This window comes from Paenibacillus taichungensis (genome assembly GCF_003287275.1).
GTDB lineage: Bacteria > Bacillota > Bacilli > Paenibacillales > Paenibacillaceae > Paenibacillus > Paenibacillus taichungensis_A.
The window spans coordinates 150,087-168,143 of the sequence record NZ_QEVW01000005.1; the positions used below are offsets into that span (position 1 = coordinate 150,087).

At 46.3% G+C, this 18,057-nt stretch carries 15 protein-coding genes; 4 read left to right on the top strand and 11 right to left on the bottom strand.

Annotated elements, in window-relative coordinates:
- Nucleotides 1–61: 61 nt before the first annotated feature.
- The 9 genes from DC345_RS05865 to DC345_RS05905 all read right to left on the bottom strand — a co-directional run bounded on the left by DC345_RS05865 (nt 62) and on the right by DC345_RS05905 (nt 12,320).
- On the bottom strand, nt 62–718 hold the full coding sequence (locus DC345_RS05865; RefSeq protein ID WP_113052309.1) for a carboxylesterase family protein: 657 nt from the start codon (nt 716–718) through the stop codon (nt 62–64).
- Nucleotides 719–727: 9 nt separating this feature from the next.
- Nucleotides 728–1,750, bottom strand: coding sequence for an SDR family oxidoreductase (locus DC345_RS05870; protein WP_113052310.1), 1,023 nt, complete (start codon nt 1,748–1,750; stop codon nt 728–730).
- A 97-nt stretch (nt 1,751–1,847) separates the two neighbouring features.
- Complete coding sequence (locus DC345_RS05875) at nt 1,848–2,273, bottom strand: cupredoxin domain-containing protein (RefSeq protein ID WP_113052311.1); 426 nt, start codon at nt 2,271–2,273, stop codon at nt 1,848–1,850.
- A 203-nt stretch (nt 2,274–2,476) separates the two neighbouring features.
- Nucleotides 2,477–3,430: an EamA family transporter gene (locus DC345_RS05880; RefSeq protein WP_090897067.1), complete on the bottom strand. Its 954-nt coding sequence runs from the start codon at nt 3,428–3,430 to the stop codon at nt 2,477–2,479.
- A gap of 338 nt (nt 3,431–3,768) precedes the next feature.
- A complete protein-coding gene (locus DC345_RS05885) occupies nt 3,769–5,982 on the bottom strand; it encodes a DEAD/DEAH box helicase (RefSeq protein ID WP_113052312.1) in 2,214 nt (737 codons plus the stop codon).
- Nucleotides 5,979–7,319 carry an ATP-binding protein gene (locus DC345_RS05890; RefSeq protein ID WP_113052313.1) on the bottom strand — a complete coding sequence of 447 codons (1,341 nt, stop codon included), beginning with the start codon at nt 7,317–7,319 and terminating at the stop codon, nt 5,979–5,981. The genes DC345_RS05885 and DC345_RS05890 overlap by 4 nt, the downstream gene beginning before the upstream one ends.
- Nucleotides 7,320–7,326: 7 nt before the next feature.
- Nucleotides 7,327–8,970, bottom strand: coding sequence for a TerB N-terminal domain-containing protein (locus DC345_RS05895; RefSeq protein ID WP_113052314.1), 1,644 nt, complete (start codon nt 8,968–8,970; stop codon nt 7,327–7,329).
- Between the two features lie 151 nt (nt 8,971–9,121).
- Nucleotides 9,122–11,662, bottom strand: coding sequence for a diguanylate cyclase domain-containing protein (locus DC345_RS05900; protein WP_113052315.1), 2,541 nt, complete (start codon nt 11,660–11,662; stop codon nt 9,122–9,124).
- Nucleotides 11,663–11,708: 46 nt separating this feature from the next.
- A complete protein-coding gene (locus tag DC345_RS05905; RefSeq protein WP_113052316.1) occupies nt 11,709–12,320 on the bottom strand; it encodes a biliverdin-producing heme oxygenase in 612 nt (203 codons plus the stop codon).
- A 330-nt stretch (nt 12,321–12,650) separates the two neighbouring features.
- On the opposite strand from DC345_RS05905, the gene DC345_RS05910 reads away from it, so the two are divergent.
- The 4 genes from DC345_RS05910 (at nt 12,651) to DC345_RS05925 (ending at nt 15,279) form a co-directional block, all read left to right on the top strand.
- The gene (locus DC345_RS05910) at nt 12,651–13,448 is read left to right on the top strand and encodes a Nif3-like dinuclear metal center hexameric protein (RefSeq protein ID WP_113052317.1); all 798 of its coding nucleotides are present in this window, start codon (nt 12,651–12,653) and stop codon (nt 13,446–13,448) included.
- Nucleotides 13,449–13,616: 168 nt separating this feature from the next.
- Nucleotides 13,617–14,042 (top strand): DMT family transporter, encoded by a 426-nt coding sequence (locus DC345_RS05915; protein WP_113052318.1) that lies wholly within the window; start codon nt 13,617–13,619, stop codon nt 14,040–14,042.
- Between the two features lie 34 nt (nt 14,043–14,076).
- Complete coding sequence (locus DC345_RS05920; protein WP_113052319.1) at nt 14,077–14,775, top strand: Crp/Fnr family transcriptional regulator; 699 nt, start codon at nt 14,077–14,079, stop codon at nt 14,773–14,775.
- Between the two features lie 18 nt (nt 14,776–14,793).
- Nucleotides 14,794–15,279, top strand: a complete 486-nt coding sequence (locus DC345_RS05925) for a DMT family transporter (protein ID WP_063563626.1) — start codon at nt 14,794–14,796, stop codon at nt 15,277–15,279.
- Between the two features lie 84 nt (nt 15,280–15,363).
- Here DC345_RS05925 and DC345_RS05930 read toward each other — a convergent pair whose 3' ends face one another.
- Nucleotides 15,364–16,080, bottom strand: coding sequence for a YebC/PmpR family DNA-binding transcriptional regulator (locus tag DC345_RS05930; protein ID WP_064640900.1), 717 nt, complete (start codon nt 16,078–16,080; stop codon nt 15,364–15,366).
- A 209-nt stretch (nt 16,081–16,289) separates the two neighbouring features.
- Nucleotides 16,290–18,011: an assimilatory sulfite reductase (NADPH) hemoprotein subunit gene (cysI, locus tag DC345_RS05935; RefSeq protein ID WP_113052320.1), complete on the bottom strand. Its 1,722-nt coding sequence runs from the start codon at nt 18,009–18,011 to the stop codon at nt 16,290–16,292.
- Nucleotides 18,012–18,057 lie beyond the last annotated feature (46 nt).

Sequence of the window (18,057 nt, forward strand, 5' to 3'; positions counted from 1 at the left end):
ATTCGAATAACGAAAGTAAATACTTAAAAATGCTGAATATTGTCAATTTACGAATGATTGATTATAACGAATGGCTGAGAAACCACTTGTACAATTCCGGGTTGTCATAAGTTTCCGTCCAAGCATCGTGATCGCCTTCAGGGTATATCGTCAGCTTCACATCCGCGTTCAACGCTTCAAGCGCATGAACAATCTTTTCGGATTCCGTTACATAAACGACGTCATCCTTGGCCCCATGGAACGCCCAGATCGGTATATTACGCAGTTCTTCCGCTTTGGAAGGATCCGCTCCCCCACATACAGGAGCCAATGCAGCAAATGTATTGGAATTAAACAGTGGCAGATCCCAAGTACCATACCCGCCCATACTCAGACCTGTAAGATACACCCGTTTCGGGTCAGCAGCTTCGTTCTCCAAAACATGTTCCAGAAGGGCCATGATAGCTTCGCGATGCATACCCCAAAATTCGTCCACTGGACATTGCGGTGAAATCACGATAAACGGGAAACTTTTGTCCTGATCGGCAATAAGCGGAACCCCGTGTGCTTTAAGCATTTCCAGATCATTACCGCGTTCCCCAGCACCATGAAGAAACAATATGACAGGCCATTTCTGGTCTGCAGCAAGTGGTTCCTCCTTCTCAGGAATGTGCAGCAAATAGTTCAAAGTGACGGTTTTGGTGATTTCCTTTACCAGTCGATGCCCGGTTTGGGACATATGCTCGCCTCACTTCTCATCTCTGATTTTCAACAACGCCTCGTCCAATACTCCGAACACCTTGTCACACCATGCATCAAATTCAGGATCTTCGGTCTGCAATTCAGGATGTGCAAGAATATATTCTATCGTACTCCGGATTCCTTGATCGGCCCGAATCGTTGCCACAAATTCCGGAACAAGCCTTTTTAATTTACTGTTATCAAATACAACCGTATTCGCCTTGTCTCCCAGCAGACCGCCTCGAAGATCCTGATCACTGCATGCAGCCAAAAATTCGGAAGATACATGAACCGCATGAAGTTTGACACCAAGTACTCCTGCGATAATTTCATAGATCTGATTCCAGGTTACTGACTCGTCCGAGGTAATATGTACCGATTCACCAATGGCGTGAATGTTGCCCATAAGGCCAATAAATCCTTTGGCAAAATCACGGTTATGCGTTATGGTCCAGAGCGATGTGCCATCTCCATGAATGAGGACAGGTTTGTTTTCACGTATGCGCTTGAGGACCTGCCAGCTTCCCTCTGCCCCGTGTACACCGAGAGGCACAGAACGTTCACTATACGTATGGCTTGGACGCACAATGGTCACTGGAAATCCTTCTTCACGATACAGTTTCATCAAATAATCTTCACATGCAATTTTGTTGCGCGAATATTCCCAATACGGATTGGATAATGGCGTACCTTCTGTGATCCGATAATCAGCAAGCGGTGTCTGGTAGGCAGATGCCGAACTGATAAATATAAACTGCTTCGTTTTATCCTTAAACAAACGGTAATCTCTCTCCAGCTGAGAAGGTACAAATGCGATAAAGTCTGCGACAACATCGAACTCCAGGTCGGCAATCAGCTCTGCAACCCGTGCTTCATCGTTAATATCGGCTTGCAGCACTTTGATTTGAGCAGGCAAATTATCATTTTGATTTCCCCGGTTGATCAAATAAAGCTCACAGCCTTGCTTCGCAAGCTGATCGGTAATTGCTGTACTGATGGTACCTGTTCCTCCAATAAATAGCGCTTTCATATTTGGCCACCTCCAGATGAAATTGATCACTAGTCCATGATATCATGCACACAAAAGAGGAGCAAAGATTCAAATGAAGAATCTTTGCTCCTGTCCACTATATGACCTTAATTGTTCCGTAGATCATGTACATACCGCAGTGAATTTCATATTCACCAGGTTGGACATCCTTGTCTACAGTGTAGTAGTTGTTTCCTTTTTGCATGTAAAGATCCATGCCCAGCTTGTCAGCCGCTACCGATTTAACATGCGTAACCTTACGAGTAAGGATAAAGTTAATTTTGGTTGGAACCCCGGCTTTAACTTCAATAACATTAGGTTCAAAGCCGTCGTTACTTACATTAACATCAACAACTTCATATCCCTTCAAGTCCTCCGGAGTCTCGGCTTTGGCCGTCACGGCACTTCCTGAGCCTGGGGACATGTCCTTGCCCATAAAATACACCATAAAAGATCCAAGCAGCACAACTACAGTAATTCCCAGCGTAAGCCAAGGCCAGGTTTTGCTAATCCAGCTTTTCATCTCAACGCTCCTCTGTCTATGTTCCCATTCTATCGATACTCTTCTTCAGCATACCCCATCCGGTTGAAATTGAAAATGACTCGAATGGGCCATATCAACGGTATGTTACTTAGCCAAATAAATATATTCATCAAAAAAGAGCCTGAATCACTCAGACTCTTTCAGCTATAGCTATTGTCAATATCGTTCTATCTATTCACCAATCAGGAATATATAGGTGTATTTCGGCTTCGTCTCATCCGTAACTTATAGATCTCTGGCAGCGCTACACCAATCAGCACTATGATAACCCCGATCCATTGCAATGCGCTCACATGCTCGTGAAGCACAATGGATGAGAGCAGGACAGCGATTGGGAGCTCAACCGCACCAAGAATTCCGGCCATGTCGCCACCAATATGAGGCACACCTACTGCGAACAGTACTGGTGGGATAAAAGCTCCGAAGAAACCAAGCAACAATCCGAAAACAAGAAGTTGACTCCAAATCAACCCGTTAAACAGGAATGTCGGTGGGAACAGAATGCACAGCAAGACCAGACCCCCGGTAACCATCCAGGCACTGCGAAAAGCCGGATGTGCTGTTGGAACGGCTTTACCACTAAACAGCACAAACAAGGAGTAACTTACAGCTGCCATCAAGCCAAGCGCTATACCCAAGCCGTTAAACTCTCCGAGTCCTTGTTCCAGAAAACCAGCTGCCAGCAATGTGCCGCCAAACAGGATAATCAAAGTTAGGAATGTTACTTTGTCAGGACGCTGACGTTTGCTCACGGCCTGAATCAATACGCTAATCCACGTAAATTGGAACAAAAGAATAATGGCCAGTGACGCGGGAATATACCGCAAAGACTGATAATAGACAAGACCGGTAATAACCGTCGGCGTCCCTGCAGCCATCAACAGCAAACGCTGCTTCCACGTTAATTTCTGAAGCGCTTTTGCCACGGCCGCTGATGGTTTTCCATCTGCCTGTGACTTCCGTTTCATTCTAAACTTCGAATATAATGCCAGCATCCAGGACAGGATGAAGCCCGTGATCAGCTGTGTGCCCACGACCTCTCCAAGTTTGTACCCTTCGCCGTAAGCCAGAACCACAATTGTGGATAATATGCCATAGCTCATCGCTCCTGCGAGAACGGACAGATAATATTTCATTGTAGATAAACCTCCTGATGATCGAAAAATGCGTCCGCATGTTTGATCCATGCCAAGGTCACAGACACCATCCAAATGCAAAAATCCTAACTACGAGCAAGGAATACAATGATTCCCTGGCATCGTAGTTAGGAAGTATAGGCTTCCCGTAGAGACCCTCGCCCTGTGTACACTTTCGGCCTGCGAGGTTATACGAAATGAAATATGCACTTGTTTTGTTTGCGATTCGTGTGTGACGACTTTTCATATATTACATGGGAGGTGAGGTGGTGTCAACCCTGATTCACAATTTAAATTTTTTTAATTCAAATTTAAGGTAAAGAACATGCGTCATTACGTCATTTCACAGATGAAGAATCCCATGTTAACGTTTGCTGCAATCCTTCTTTGAGACCATTTAAATCCAATCCGTCCACTGCAAATGCCTCTCGGATCAATGGAGGAGCCACGAATTCATCATATTTACCAAGATACGGCGCTTCATCTTCTGAAAGCAACGTAGATGCGTCTTTTGCTGATCGACATTCACTCATGATCTCGGCCAAAAGTGTACGACCATCCACTTTGCCTGACACGACAAAATAATATGGCTCCATAGGTACAACAGATCGCAAGGCGAGCTTGTCAGACAAATTTTGCTTCATCAAACGCTCCAGTGTGCGGAAAGATTTGCTTCCCACCCAAGGTAATACATACAAGGAATCTCCTCCAGCTGGAATGACAACCTGCTTCAGTAAACCACTTTCACGAGCAAGTCGACGGGCGCGTTCCAATCGATTTACCGCTTGCGGTGACAGGTAGGGATATATCACCGTGTCTGAAAGTACTTCACGCATTTTCTGGACAACCGACGTGTGAATGTCCCCACCCGCACCCAGCCACAACGTATCCACTTTACCTTTGGCCGCCTTCACATACACAGATTTATGCTTATGATCGACCTCTTCCACTTTCCACAGTTTCCCGGCAAGAGAGAAACAGTATCCAGGTGGCGGCACGGTTGTAATCGACCCGATCTCCTCGGAACCGTTCAGCACTTTGTGCTCTTCATCATCTTTGAACACCGCGTAAAAGCGATAGTTATTCACGGTTTTCTCACCCGTAAGCCCAATGATTAACGTTCGATCTTCAGTCCACTGCAGATGATCGGTCTCAATCAGATAATTCAGAAAAAGCTGATATTGATCTGCACGAATCTGCGCGAATGGTGCGAGCGAAAGTATAGCCTCAGCCAATTCTTTGGGTTCAGCCTCCCCCATGCTTTTCAGCATGCTCATCGTCTGATGGTAGAGCACCCCCATCGGCATCTTACGGGCCTCAAGTGGTTCAACCCACTTGCTCTTTACATACAGTTCAATAACAGCAATCGCTCGCATGAGTGTCCATGGCATTCGAGCAGGCAATTGAGCTTCCTCATCCTCTTCTTCCGGACATACAAATAGCATCTCGGAAGCCATATCCTCACGCCTGCCTGACCTTCCAAGGCGCTGAACAAAACTCGATGCACTATAAGGTGCTCCAAGCTGTACAACCCGCTCCAGTTCACCCAGGTCAATCCCCAGTTCCAACGTTACGGTAGCCGCAGCTACTGCTGGCCCTGATCCGGTTCGTAAGGCGGCTTCGGTCTCTTCTCTCAGCATCGCGGATATGCTCCCATGATGAACATGGAATACATCCCGCTCCTGTCTCCGTGCGGCGACACGCCGCATCTCAAGTATAGTGACTTCTGCATCCGTCCGACTATTGGTGAATATCAAAGCTTTTTTGCGATGTGTACTCTCATAGATGAAGTCGTAATAGGCTTTACGTGCATTATGCAGATGTTCTGCCTGCTCTTCATCCCGTGCATCCGGGAACGAAAAATGCTCCACCCTTAGACGTAGCTTGCGTCCACCCGGGGAAGAAACCACATCCACCCCCTGGTTAGTTCCAGCAGCGAGCCAGGCTGTAGCCGCATCATAATCACTTAATGTCGCAGATAACCCCACTCTTCTCGGTTTACATCCAGCCATACGTTCAATTCGCGCCAGCTCGCTCAACACCTGAATGCCACGATCCGCTCCCATGAATGCATGAACCTCGTCTATAATGACATACCGCAGATCATGAAATAATGCCGGAATGGCATTGGGACGATTCATCAGCAGACCTTCCAGTGATTCAGGCGTAATCTGAAGCACACCGGAGGGGCTTCGCATGAGTCGTGTTTTCTCTGCCTGGGGCACATCTCCATGCCAGTGCCATACCGGAATATTCCCCTCGGACAACAAGTCCTTTAGTCGCTCGAATTGGTCATTAATCAGTGCCTTAAGCGGCCCGATGTACAAGATCCCCACGGATTTGGAGGGCCGTTCATGCAGCTCGGTTAGTGCTGGAAAAAAAGCCGCCTCCGTCTTGCCGGAGGCAGTGCCTGCTGCAATCAGCATATGATGCGCGGTATGAAAACAAATGTTGCACGCTTCAATCTGTGCAGGCCGAAGGGATTCCCATCGTTTTTTATAAATAAATTCCTGTACAAAAGGAGCCAGTCGATAGAAAGGGTTCTCACTCATAATTCAAACTCCGCCAGAAAATCATCCAGATCATCAGCAGATGATGAATCCATTCCTTTCCCTGCTTCCTGCGGTTTTACTGCTCGCTCACCAAGCAATTGAGCATAGGTTACTTCGGGATTCTGATGGAGCGTATGCAACACATCCATGAAGTCCCGCACCACTTCACGTGTGGTCAGTAATTCATCCGCGCCGAGCCGGTTGACCGCTGTTTGCATAAAATCAACTAGATCCTCATCCGTTAGACTTGCAGTATATCCAAAATGCAGAGCATGAATCTGACGCAGCTTCTGCAAAAGAATCAAAATCTCTTCATGGGACAACATTGGAAGTTTCAAGATCGGTCCGGTATAATTCGCGTATTCTCTTGCTGCATAGCGCCCATCGATGAGTCTGGAGCGAAGTGCTTCATAACTGAATAGTCCGCGTCTTTCATCCTCCACGAATTGTGGTGTACCGCCCACAAAAATGCCGAGGTGTTCTGCTTTGCCCTGCATCGTATCATTGAACATGGTAAGCAACTTCTCGTAGTTGCTTTGCCGGGATATACTGTTTGTAATTTTGTACAGATTCACCGCTTCATCTATGAACAACAGCAGTCCTTTGTAACCGATCCGTGCCGTAAATTCGGACCATAATTTGAAGTAGTCATACCAGTTATCATCATCAATGATGACGCCGACAGCCAGCTCTTTCTTGGCTTCCGTCTTGGTTGCGAATTCCCCTCTCAACCAGCGCAGCGCCGCCTGTTTTCGGTCATCATCCTCCAATTTATAGCCGTTCCAGTACGAAGCCAACACCTTGGCAAAATCGAATCCATGCACCAAATTCTGCATTTCGTTTGTCACCGCATAGATCTGCTTCTCGACTTCGGCAGGAAGAGCCGGATCATCCGGGCGCAATCCCTGACTTTGCATCGCTTGCTGCTGAAGACCAGCGATCCACTTCTGCAAAATCGGTTCCAGTGCACCGCCATCTGGTCGTGTACGAGTAGACAGACGAGTCATCAGCTCACGATAGGTTGCGAGCCCCTGACCTTTGGTTCCCACCAGTCTGCGCTCAGGTGACAAGTCACCGTCCGCCACCACAAATTCCCGATCCATCGCATAGTTCCGAATCATCTGCAACAGAAAACTTTTCCCGCTCCCATACCTCCCTGTAATAAGCTTAAACGCTGCCCCGCCTTCTGCAATATTGTCCATATCTCGCAAAATCGCGTCCACTTCAGACTTCCGACCAACTGCAATCTGCTCCAGTCCGATTCGTGGCACAACGCCCGCGGTCAACGAATTCACTAGTGCGGTAGTCAGCCGCTTCGGTATTTTAAGTTCTGCCACTGCCCAATCACCTCTTCACATGTTCAAACACATTCATATAATCCGAAACTATACGATCACCATCAATGAGAAGGTCACCAATCGTTTCCATGGCCACATCATTAATTTCATCCAACAGGAGTGCAGGCATCGTTCCATATTGCTCAGCCACCCGCATCAGCTCCGTATCCGGTTTGACACCAAGCAAGGCATAAATTGCCTGTACATGCTGCGGAGATAGCATTTCAGAGAACTGTAACCACTCTTCATCCAAGTCAGCAGAAAAATCCGCCTCCCATTGTAATGATATTGGCTCGTTATTCCCGTTTTCTTGGACTCCGTCAGTTTCAAGCGCTCCCTCAAAGCCAACCTCCGATTGGTTAGACTCCTCAGCTCTTTCAGCTTCATCCGTTGAATAATGAATGGCCATAGGCGCTTGGCTATTCACATTGTTCGCATCTTCATCTTCGGTGATATGATTTTCCTCGATCATGAGTGCTCTGCGCACATATTCGCTTTCCTGTTGCAGCGATGCAAGTTTCCCCGCATCAATTCGGACTATCGGTTGCTCCACTACTGGTACTTTCTCGACTGCAAAGGCCTTGTCCAGGTAACGTTCAATCACGTTTGCTAGCTCTGGTTCAAGGGTCTTTCCACGAAGTCGCCCTCTGAAACCGAGCAGTTCACGGCATTTATTTTCCGTGCATCGAAAAACTCGAGTTACAAACTGAATAAAATCTGCATGCTCTCCAATCGGAACATATGTTATTCGAACCGATTTTCCATAAATGGATTCATCATATACGGCTTTTCGAAACAGCGTACGTTCGATAACTCTCTCATGATTTAGCTCAAACTGATCCAATATGCCGACCTTGCGTGTACGCAGCAGATAAGAATCCAACAAAACCATGACTCGGGGAATGTACTGTTCCAGAACCTTCATGCCGCCATCCCTGTAAAATTTGCTGAGCGTAATGTCGTAGTCATAATATCTTTGTAACAACTTCAGCGAGATTTCCGATATATTGCTGCTCAAGAGCCGTTGCAACTCCATATCCAGAATCTCCGGTGGCAAAAAACCACTCGAAAGCTCCACTATCTCGGATAATGACATGTTCAACTCATGTACGAGATCATAATCAATAATCCATTCCTGCATGTACATATCCAACTGCGGAAGCCGTTCACGATAGTTCATCCATAGTTGTTTTAATTGCTCGTAGCCTGCCTGTGGTTCCTGCCAACCAATTCCGTTAATCAGCTCATAAATATGCACAAACAGATAGGACAGATCCGTGTCAGGGAAACGGCCTTGCCGGACTTCAGTCCTCCAATACATATACCACTTGCGCTGGGGTTCGTTCATTACACCATAGGTCGGCCAATAACTCATAAAAGGAACCCAGGGAGCCTGCTCCCCTTCCACTTCAATGAGTTGCCTTGCTTCCTCTACAAACCTTTTCTCCGAAGACAATATGCCACCAGGTAATTTTATATCAAAATCAGCACGGACAATCGTTGAACGATCAGGAACCGGGACTGCCGCTGTTATGGGTTCTTCGCACAGATCTATCTCTATAAACTCCAGTTGTCTTGAATCCTCTTTCATTGAATTCCGTTTCACCGTCCTCCACGTGTGAATACGAACAAGTGTATCCATATTGTTCATTATAACACTTGTCCTGGGCCTGCGGTGATGAAAATAATAGTTTCCTTATTAACAGAAAAAAGAAAGACATTCAAACTGATATCCAGTTTAAATGCCTTCCCACTATACCATTTTGCTTCATCCTTTACAGCAAGGTTAGTACAACCTTATATCATACCATGATAGCACGATTTTTCCCGTCACTCTTGGCTTGAGCAAGGGCCAGGCTGGCTTTTTCAATCAGATTCGACACCATCAGCGTCTCTTCAGGAACCATTACCGAACCGCCAACGCTAACCGTGACCACTTCACTTGGACTGGACAGATCCCTCTGAATTTGAAGTGCAAGCACATGTTGTCTGATTTCTTCGGCAAGCTCCGCTGAACGTTCCGATGTTGCATTCTTCAGTTTCAACATGAAGGTTCCTCCCCGAAGGCGGGAGATGACGCCATCATTCTGTTCACTGACCACCGTCAGCACTTCTCCAATCCACTGCAGGCACAGATCGCCACCTTGAAGTCCATAAGATGCATTATATGAACGGAAATCATCGATATCTATAATAAACAGTCCCAAACTGCATTTCTCTTGCAAACATTCATTCCAATCATCCTGAAGCTGGGATTGGAATATGGTCTGAAGCGGCATGTCTGTTAACGGATCTGTGTTGAGATAGTTCTGGAGTTGACTTGTTGTCTCCGTATAATGTTCCTGATCAGGATGAGATGTCCCACTGTTAAGAAGAACCATCACAGATGGTTTGCCAGCATGTGTAACAGAAGCCAGTGTAATCTCAAGCAGTAAGGACATGCCAGTTGCTGTGATGAAGTATGCCTGGTTGGTAAACAAACGCGTATTGTTGAGATTCAGTTCCTCCAGATTTTGCTGCAAAATCGTTCTCGTCTTGTCAGGCACAAATCCCCTGAAATCCTTGCCGATGAGAGCTTTGGAACTTTCATAACCAAGCAGTTCAGCTGCCTTGTTATTGCAATAAATGATGAATCCATCCGTCAACGTAAAAAAGGCAACCGGTGAAAACTCCATCAACTGCAAGTAACGCTGTTCATTTTGCCGCAAAATACGTGCGTTCTGCAAAGCCTGCTCCTCTGCCTGAACCAGTTGGTTCTCTGTCTGACGGCGTACGATGCTTTTGAGCAATGGCAGCACATTCAGCTCCTTCGTTGTCCAAGGATAAGAGGTGGATTGTACGACCTCTCTCCATTTCTCGAAGGATTTTCGTGGAGACAAACGCATGCCATCATCGGTTTTGATCACCGCCTTTGCTGGATCACCTGCCCAATCCACAAGCTGAACCACCTCAGGGCGGAACCAGATGATGTAATGATGCTGCCCAGGGGATATGGCAACATAAACAATACCCGATGCTTTTTCCTTGTAAGCTTGGGCAGGATCATACTCCAAACTCAGCTTGGAAGTATGATAACTGTAATCTTCCGATTTGCCCGCCAGCCATGCTGCCAATTCGCGTACTTGCTCCCGTGTCGGCGTATCGCCATATAATAGCAGCTTGTCCTGATAACAGATCGCAGCTCCCGAAGCATCCATAAGACTCAGTAAGGTCTGCTCTTCGCCCTGCAATTCTTCAATAATCCTCGCTGGACTTGTATTCCCAATAAAAATATTAGCAATTTGGGTAGCCGCTTCACGTGACCTGATCTCAGCCTGATATTCATCCAGCTGCTGACGTTGAAACAGTTCACTTGAGAAGAAGGAACCCAGGAAGTTACACAAGTTACGAACACGATGGGGTATATATCTGGCTGAATAGTGATGACATGTAATCAGGCCCCACAGCTGGTTGTCATGGATCAGAGAGATGGTTACGGTTGCACCAACACCCATGTTCTGCAAATACTCAATGTGCAGAGGGGATACACTGCGCAGAACCGACAAGCTCAAATTAAGCGGTTTGCCGGTCAAAGGTTGAAGCAAGGGAACGATCTCGACAGGTGTATAATTCACGTTCACGATGGTGCGCAACCAATTGCGCAGATACAATTCCCGTGCCTGTTTGGGAATATCAGACGCCGGGTAATGGTGTCCGAGAAAAGGTTCAAGCTCTTCCTCACGCGCTTCAGCGATGACCTTCCCATTCCATTGTTCGTCAAATTCATAGATCATGACCCGATCATAACCTAGCATTTCTTTCACTTGCTCGGCAGCAATCTGACTCGCCTCGACCCGATTATCAGTACTTTTAAGTCGGCTGAAGAAGCTGGAAATCCACTCAAAATCATTACCTTCCATATCTCCATTTTCATAGGAAGGTTCCATTTCCAAAATTAACAGGCCTTCACTCTCATGAATGACTGTTGTGAAGACCTGAGCATTTCCAGATATGTTAATCGTAAGATCCATATATTGCAGGTCTGATGTTACAGATGCACTGAAGGTGCGTGCCAGTACCTGCCTTATATTATCCTTGCCAATCAGATGTTCGAGTGGAAGGCCCAGCACCTCTTGCGTAGAAAGACCGAGATGTTCCTCCGTATTTTGGCTGCATTGTACAATAGTCGGTATATTGTTGGTGCTCACAGCCAAGAGCACACCATGAGGTTGAATGAAGCCGGGGATATGAATAGGTTCTTTGTCGCAATTGTTTAGATCAATTGGATCATTGGTGTACGTACCCTGATTGAGCAATGTACGGTTAAGCAAATTATTTTCTTTCTTGGACTTCGATTCGGGCATAGCCTGAAAAATCCCCTCTCATGATGTGATAACTCTTATTCTCAACTTACAACTGATCTGTATTTGTATTTGTATTGATCCATTGATCAAGTAATCGGAACGTTTCCGAGGCCGTGTGCACCATGATGTCGTGATCTTCTTCCTCCGTGATGGATTGACGCAGTAGTTCTGTGAACTCCGCCCATCTCGTTCTGGTTTCCGTACCATAGGCATTAAAATATTCCAGCCCCCGATCTGCATCAATCGGCAGGAACTGTGACAAACGTTTGGTCATGATCTGACCTCCGTTCGTAGATCCTTCAATGACGTATAAATAACCGAACAACCTTGCAGGTGTCGAGATATCAGGAAGATCCTTACATAAAGGAACCTGGCTGATTTCCTCTTCACTGGCGCCGAGATTTCGCAGGTCATTTTCAAGCAAGTTCGCTTTTCCTCTAATCCCGATATCCAGTCCTGTACTGCTCCAGAAAGGCTGCTGTACAGCTTGATTTTCCAATGGTTTCAGGAACCCGTAAAATTTCTCCAGATATTTCTTATACTCTCCCAAGCTAACGGTTTGATTCATAATCGCCTTGGCATACTCGTTCTGTTCCACTTGTCTGTGATAATGAGCTGTCTCACTCTTCAGACGTTCCATAATGGTACTGGCTGTCATGTAATCATCGCCCTTCTATGTCGGATCTCTTCATCAGAATTAAGACTTATACTTAACTAAATGTTAGTGTAGGTTTGAATGGATAACCCATTTCATCTAGATAAAGACTCTATGTAAGTATACTTTTTCTTGTAGGAGAAAACTATATGAATCCAGCATCGTTACATTTTGAATACGACTGTTCGTTGTTATATTAACCAGCTACCTATCATCGATTCCACAGCTGTCCGCCCTTCTTTTCTTTCAACAGGAAAAAGTCCATATCTATGATGCTGTTCATCCATCAACATGATAAACTGTGCATATCCTGTTCTTGGAGGTATGAAGTATATGAATATAACCATCCAACACATAATAGATCACCTAACCGCCGAAGTTGAACTTCCAGAAACCACCGTGGATCAACTGATAACGGGTTCTCCCCACCAAACGGTCACAGGCGTTTTTGTAACTTTTATGCCTACACAACATGTGATTGAGCATGCTATACAACGTGGGGCTAATCTGATTATCGCTCATGAGCCTCCCTTCTATAACCATCATAGTCACACCGACTGGCTGGCTGATGATCCAGTCTATGAAACCAAGAGAAAGCTGATTGAGAACGGCAAAATTGCAATCTATCGCTGTCATGATGCCATTCATCGCTTTCAGCCTGATGGCATTACGGAAGGATTGGTTCAGGCACTGGGGTGGTCATCTTCTGTGGAGCAGAGAAGACCAGAAGCTGATATTCTGTCCTTTCCGGAAGGTATGACAGTTCAGCTTATTGCGGAACATATTAAACATTCGCTTGGAAGCGAATATGTACGCCTAGCTGGTGATCCAAAGATGATATGCAGACGTGCAGCGATCCTGGTCGGTTTTCGAGGCAACGGCAATCTGACCATTCCCCTTCTTCAGCAAGAAGAGCTGGATTTGATTATCGCAGGTGAAGGATTCGAATGGGAGACACCAGAGTACATACGTGATGCTGTGCAGCAAGGAAAACAAAAAGCTCTTCTCATGATCGGCCATGCCGAAAGTGAGGCCTCCGGGATGAAACTTTTGTCTGAAAGATTGGCTGCTGGTTTCCCGGAATTGTCAGTTCATTATGTTGGTGAGCAACCGGTGTTTCAAGTATTGTGATTTTCAGAATCACGTGCCATCCTGGGTCCTGTCTGGATTTTACGAAGGGTTTATTGTACTCTAAATGCTATAACTTCTGAGCTGAGGACATTTGTCCTTGGCTTTTTGAGTGGATATATCATTTAATAGAAATCGAAGAAGTAATGACGCGACAAGGAGAGTACAACCATGAGAGGAATTATTTTTGCACTATTAGGCGGTGCATGCATTACCCTGCAAGGGGTTGCCAATACCCGAATCAGTACGGACATGGGTACCTGGCAAGCCGCTACAATTACACAACTCACCGGGTTTATATTGGCAGCTCTGATCCTTGTATTCGTGCGGGACATCAACCTGCAAGGATTGAAGCAAGTGAAGCCCATGTACCTGGCGGGAGGCGCGTTTGGTGCAGTAATTATTTTTAGTGAAGTCACGGCAATCCAGCAAATTGGGGTAACTTTTACGATCTCAGCGCTGTTGATTGCACAGCTATTCCTGACCTTTATGGTCGATAGTAACGGATGGTTTGGTGTTGTGAAGCAGAAAATGAAACTACCGCAATTTCTGGGTATAGCATTAATGGTTACGGGCGTCATTATTATGAAGCTGTAGCCAGGTCAACATAAAGACGGGGGTGAAATACATTATGGAAGAATTCCAGAATCAGCATCAATTGTTGCACTATTTGAAGCAGTATCAACTCGAATCGGTATTTCACGAGCCCCTGCGTCCACATATGACGATATGCCACTTCGAGAAGTGCGAATTAATCTGCCGCGAAGGGGAAATGTCCGAATATTTATATGTGCTGGTCGAGGGGAAAGTCAAAATTTTCACGACCTCTCCACAGGATAAAACACTCGTTCTTTGTTTCAAAACACCGCTTGAAATGGTTGGTGATGTCGAGTACGTTCGGGAGAGCGACATCGTGAACACCGTGCAGGCGGTTTCCCCTGTGGTCATGCTGCGCATTCATTATAATTGGTTAGCCGAACTCGCCAGCGATTACGCACCCCTGTTGAAATTTTTGCTCAAAATTATTTCTCACAAGTTTTATATTGATTCGAACCTCTCCAACTTCAACCTGATGTATCCGGTCGAGGTTCGATTAGCCAGCTATCTGCTCTCCATCTCTACTGAAGAAGCGGGGACTGTTGTCCACGAAGAACTGGACGCCTTTAATTTGACAGATATCGCGAATCTGATCGGTACGAGTTATCGGCATTTGAATCGGGTGATTCAGAAGCTGTGTGCAGATGGATTAATCATGCGGGATCAGGGCTTTATTATGGTCAAAGATCGGGCAGGTCTGGCAGAAGTGTCGGGTCACAACATCTATGAATAAGGAGATCTCTATCCTATGATCATTACAGGTATTTTGCTTGCGTTACTGGCAGGTTCTCTTGTCAGTCTGCAGACCATCTTTAATAGTAAGGTAAATGAACGTACCGGCTCGTGGTCCACGACAACGATGGTGCTTTTCACCGGGTTTATTGCATCATTTCTGATTTCTCTAGTGGTGGAGGGAAAAAATACGTTCAGCTTCCAACATATGCAGCCCTGGTACTGGCTTAGCGGAGCCATCGGTGTTGGGGTTGTCTTCTGTCTCGTTCAGGGGATGAAACTGCTTGGTCCCACATTTGCTATCTCCATCGTACTTACATCCCAGTTAAGTTTCGCCTTGCTTTTTGATTCCATGGGATGGCTTGGACTGGAGCAGATCCCATTCTCGTGGAACCAGCTTCTTGGCGTTCTTGTCATCGTTGGCGGTATTGTGTTATTCAAGTTTGGCGGTAGCAAATCGGCAAAATCAAAAAAATCTCCGGGTGCATTGCAATCCGACTCATAGGAGAAAATAAAAAGAGTGTCTGTCCAATCCGTTGATTGGCTAGACACTCTTTTTGGCAATCGAACCACGTTTCGCTTAATTCGCTTAAACGAACTCTACGTTGTGGTACACTTGCTGCACATCTTCAAGGTCCTCAAGCGCATCGATCAGTTTCTCGAACTGGGCTTGTGCGTCCTCTGGAAGTTCAATGTGGTTTTGCGCAAGCATCGTCAGCTCGGCTACGGTGAACTCAGTAACACCCGCAGCTTTGAATGCTTCCTGTACAGCGTGGAATTGGTCTGGCTCGGCATATACGATCACAGCATCGTCTTCGTCCACGATATCACGTACATCCACATCCGCTTCAAGCAGAAGTTCAAGTACTTCCTCGGAGTTTTTGCCTTCTACCCCGATTACCGCTGTAGGATCAAACATATAAGCAACAGATCCGCTTACACCCATATTACCCGCGTTTTTGTTAAATGCAGAGCGCACTTCCGGTGCAGTACGGTTCACATTATTGGTGAGCGCATCCACGATAACCATGGCACCATTGGGCCCGAATCCTTCATAACGCAACTCTTCATAATTTTCGTCCCCGCTGCCTTTTGCCTTTTCCATGGCACGGTCAATAATGGCTTTGGGTACGTTATACGTTTTGGCACGTTCCAGCACGACTTTCAGTGCGCGGTTCGCTTCCGGGTCCGGTTCGCCTTTCTTGGCAGCTACATAAATCTCAACGCCGAATTTAGCATAGACCCGGCTAGTATTTGCATCTTTTGAAGCTTTTTTTTCTTTAATATTATTCCACTTACGACCCATATCGTTTCCGCTCACTTTCAACATATAATCTGCTTTCTACTTTGTCATTATATCTTGTTGGGCGTACTTCAACAAGTTTAGACTCACGAAAAAATGGTAAAAGGCAAGTCGATTTCACCTCGCCACGTTCAGACATCCCAAAAAGAACCGATCCAAAAACGTCAAAGAAGCAATTCCCAAGGGAATGCTTCTCTCACGAATTTATCTAATTAGGCATGAAACTGCTGACCATCCAGCACTTCAGGCACATAACCAGCACGAATGACAAAATCTCCAAAATGCTCACCATCATTGCGTTCTTTGGCGTACTGATTCACCATCGGAGTCAATGTATCCAAAATTTCGGATTCGCCAATATTTTCTTTGTACAATTTGTTCAAGCGATGCCCGGTAAAACTTCCGCCGAGATACATATTGTATTTTCCTGGAGCTTTGCCGATAAACGAGATCTCGGCCAGCATCGGTCTTGCACAGCCGTTCGGGCAACCCGTCATACGAATGACAATCTCTTCGTCTCTCAGCCCCGCTTCGTCCAGAACAGGCTCCAGCTTGTCGATCAGGGAAGGCAGATACCGTTCGGATTCCGCCATGGCAAGACCACAAGTCGGAAGTGCCACACAAGCCATAGAACTTCTGCGAAGCGCCGAGTAGTGAGCACCATCAGTCAGATTGTATTGCTCAATCAGTGCTTCAATCTTTTTCTTCTTCTGGCTGCTGATGTTCCCGATAATGAGATTCTGATTAGCTGTCAGACGGAAATCTCCGGTATGGATTTTGGCAATTTCACGCAGACCTGTCATGAGCGGATAACCGTCCACATCCTTCACACGTCCATTTTGAATGAACAAGGTGTAGTGCCATCTGCCGTTGCTGCCTTTCACCCAACCGTAACGATCTCCATTATGTTCAAAATGGAACTCGCGCGCCGTATCCAGCTTCCAGCCGAGACGACTCGTCAGTTCTTCCACAAACCAGGCAAGGCCGCGGTCATCGATTGTATATTTGAAACGGGCATGTTTACGCACTGCACGATCCCCGTAATCACGTTGAATCATAACCGTCTTCTCCGCAACATCAATCATTTGCTCTGGTGTACAGAAACCAATGACCTTGGAGACCTGCGGATAAGTCTTCGGATCTCCATGAGACATCCCCATACCACCGCCGACAGAAACGTTAAAGCCTTGCAGCTTGCCGTTCTCTACAATAGCGATGAATCCGAGATCCTGCGAAAACACATCGACATCATTGGATGGTGGAACAGCAATCCCGATTTTGAATTTACGCGGCAAATACACTTTGCCATAAATCGGTTCTACTTCTTCATCCGTGTCCTGTGAATCAATAATTTTCTCTCCATCCAGCCACAGCTCGTGATATGCACGAGTGCGTGGATCCAGGTGATTACTCACCTGGCATGCCCATTCATATACTTCAGCATGAATATCCGATTGGTCCGGGTTCGGGTTGCACATGACGTTCCGGTTGACGTCACCACATGCAGCAAGGGTGCTGAGCAACGAATCGTTTACTTCACGTATAGTATTTTTGAGGTCCCATTTGAGCACACCATGCAGTTGAAATGATTGGCGCGTCGTCAGACGAATGGTCTCATTCGCATATTTATGCGCTACACGATCCATCATCAGCCACTGTTCGGGTGTAACAATTCCTCCGGAAGCACGCACACGCAACATGAATTGGTAGGCAGGCTCCAGCTTGGATTTATTCCGCTCATTACGCAGGTCGCGATCGTCTTGCATATAACTGCCGTGATGTTTCATCAGACGGTTATCGTCCTCAGGAATCGCACCACTGATCCGATCCGCCAGCGTTTCAGTCAGACTTCCGCGCAAGTAGTCACTTTTGATCTTTATATCTTCCACATCGCTGTTCGTGCGCTGCGGGTTAAGTAAGTTATTATAAGCCATGCTGCTTTCTCCTCTCGTATCTCCGGGATGCCTTATACGGCATATG

Coding starts and splice junctions, on each gene's coding strand:
- DC345_RS05865 (WP_113052309.1), bottom strand. CDS start 718: ATGTCCCAAACCGGGCATCGACTGGTAAAGGAAATCACCAAAACCGTC.
- DC345_RS05870 (WP_113052310.1), bottom strand. CDS start 1,750: ATGAAAGCGCTATTTATTGGAGGAACAGGTACCATCAGTACAGCAATT.
- DC345_RS05875 (WP_113052311.1), bottom strand. CDS start 2,273: ATGAAAAGCTGGATTAGCAAAACCTGGCCTTGGCTTACGCTGGGAATT.
- DC345_RS05880 (WP_090897067.1), bottom strand. CDS start 3,430: ATGAAATATTATCTGTCCGTTCTCGCAGGAGCGATGAGCTATGGCATA.
- DC345_RS05885 (WP_113052312.1), bottom strand. CDS start 5,982: ATGAGTGAGAACCCTTTCTATCGACTGGCTCCTTTTGTACAGGAATTT.
- DC345_RS05895 (WP_113052314.1), bottom strand. CDS start 8,970: ATGAACAATATGGATACACTTGTTCGTATTCACACGTGGAGGACGGTG.
- DC345_RS05900 (WP_113052315.1), bottom strand. CDS start 11,662: ATGCCCGAATCGAAGTCCAAGAAAGAAAATAATTTGCTTAACCGTACA.
- DC345_RS05905 (WP_113052316.1), bottom strand. CDS start 12,320: ATGACAGCCAGTACCATTATGGAACGTCTGAAGAGTGAGACAGCTCAT.
- DC345_RS05910 (WP_113052317.1), top strand. CDS start 12,651: ATGAATATAACCATCCAACACATAATAGATCACCTAACCGCCGAAGTT.
- DC345_RS05915 (WP_113052318.1), top strand. CDS start 13,617: ATGAGAGGAATTATTTTTGCACTATTAGGCGGTGCATGCATTACCCTG.
- DC345_RS05920 (WP_113052319.1), top strand. CDS start 14,077: ATGGAAGAATTCCAGAATCAGCATCAATTGTTGCACTATTTGAAGCAG.
- DC345_RS05930 (WP_064640900.1), bottom strand. CDS start 16,080: ATGGGTCGTAAGTGGAATAATATTAAAGAAAAAAAAGCTTCAAAAGAT.
- cysI (WP_113052320.1), bottom strand. CDS start 18,011: ATGGCTTATAATAACTTACTTAACCCGCAGCGCACGAACAGCGATGTG.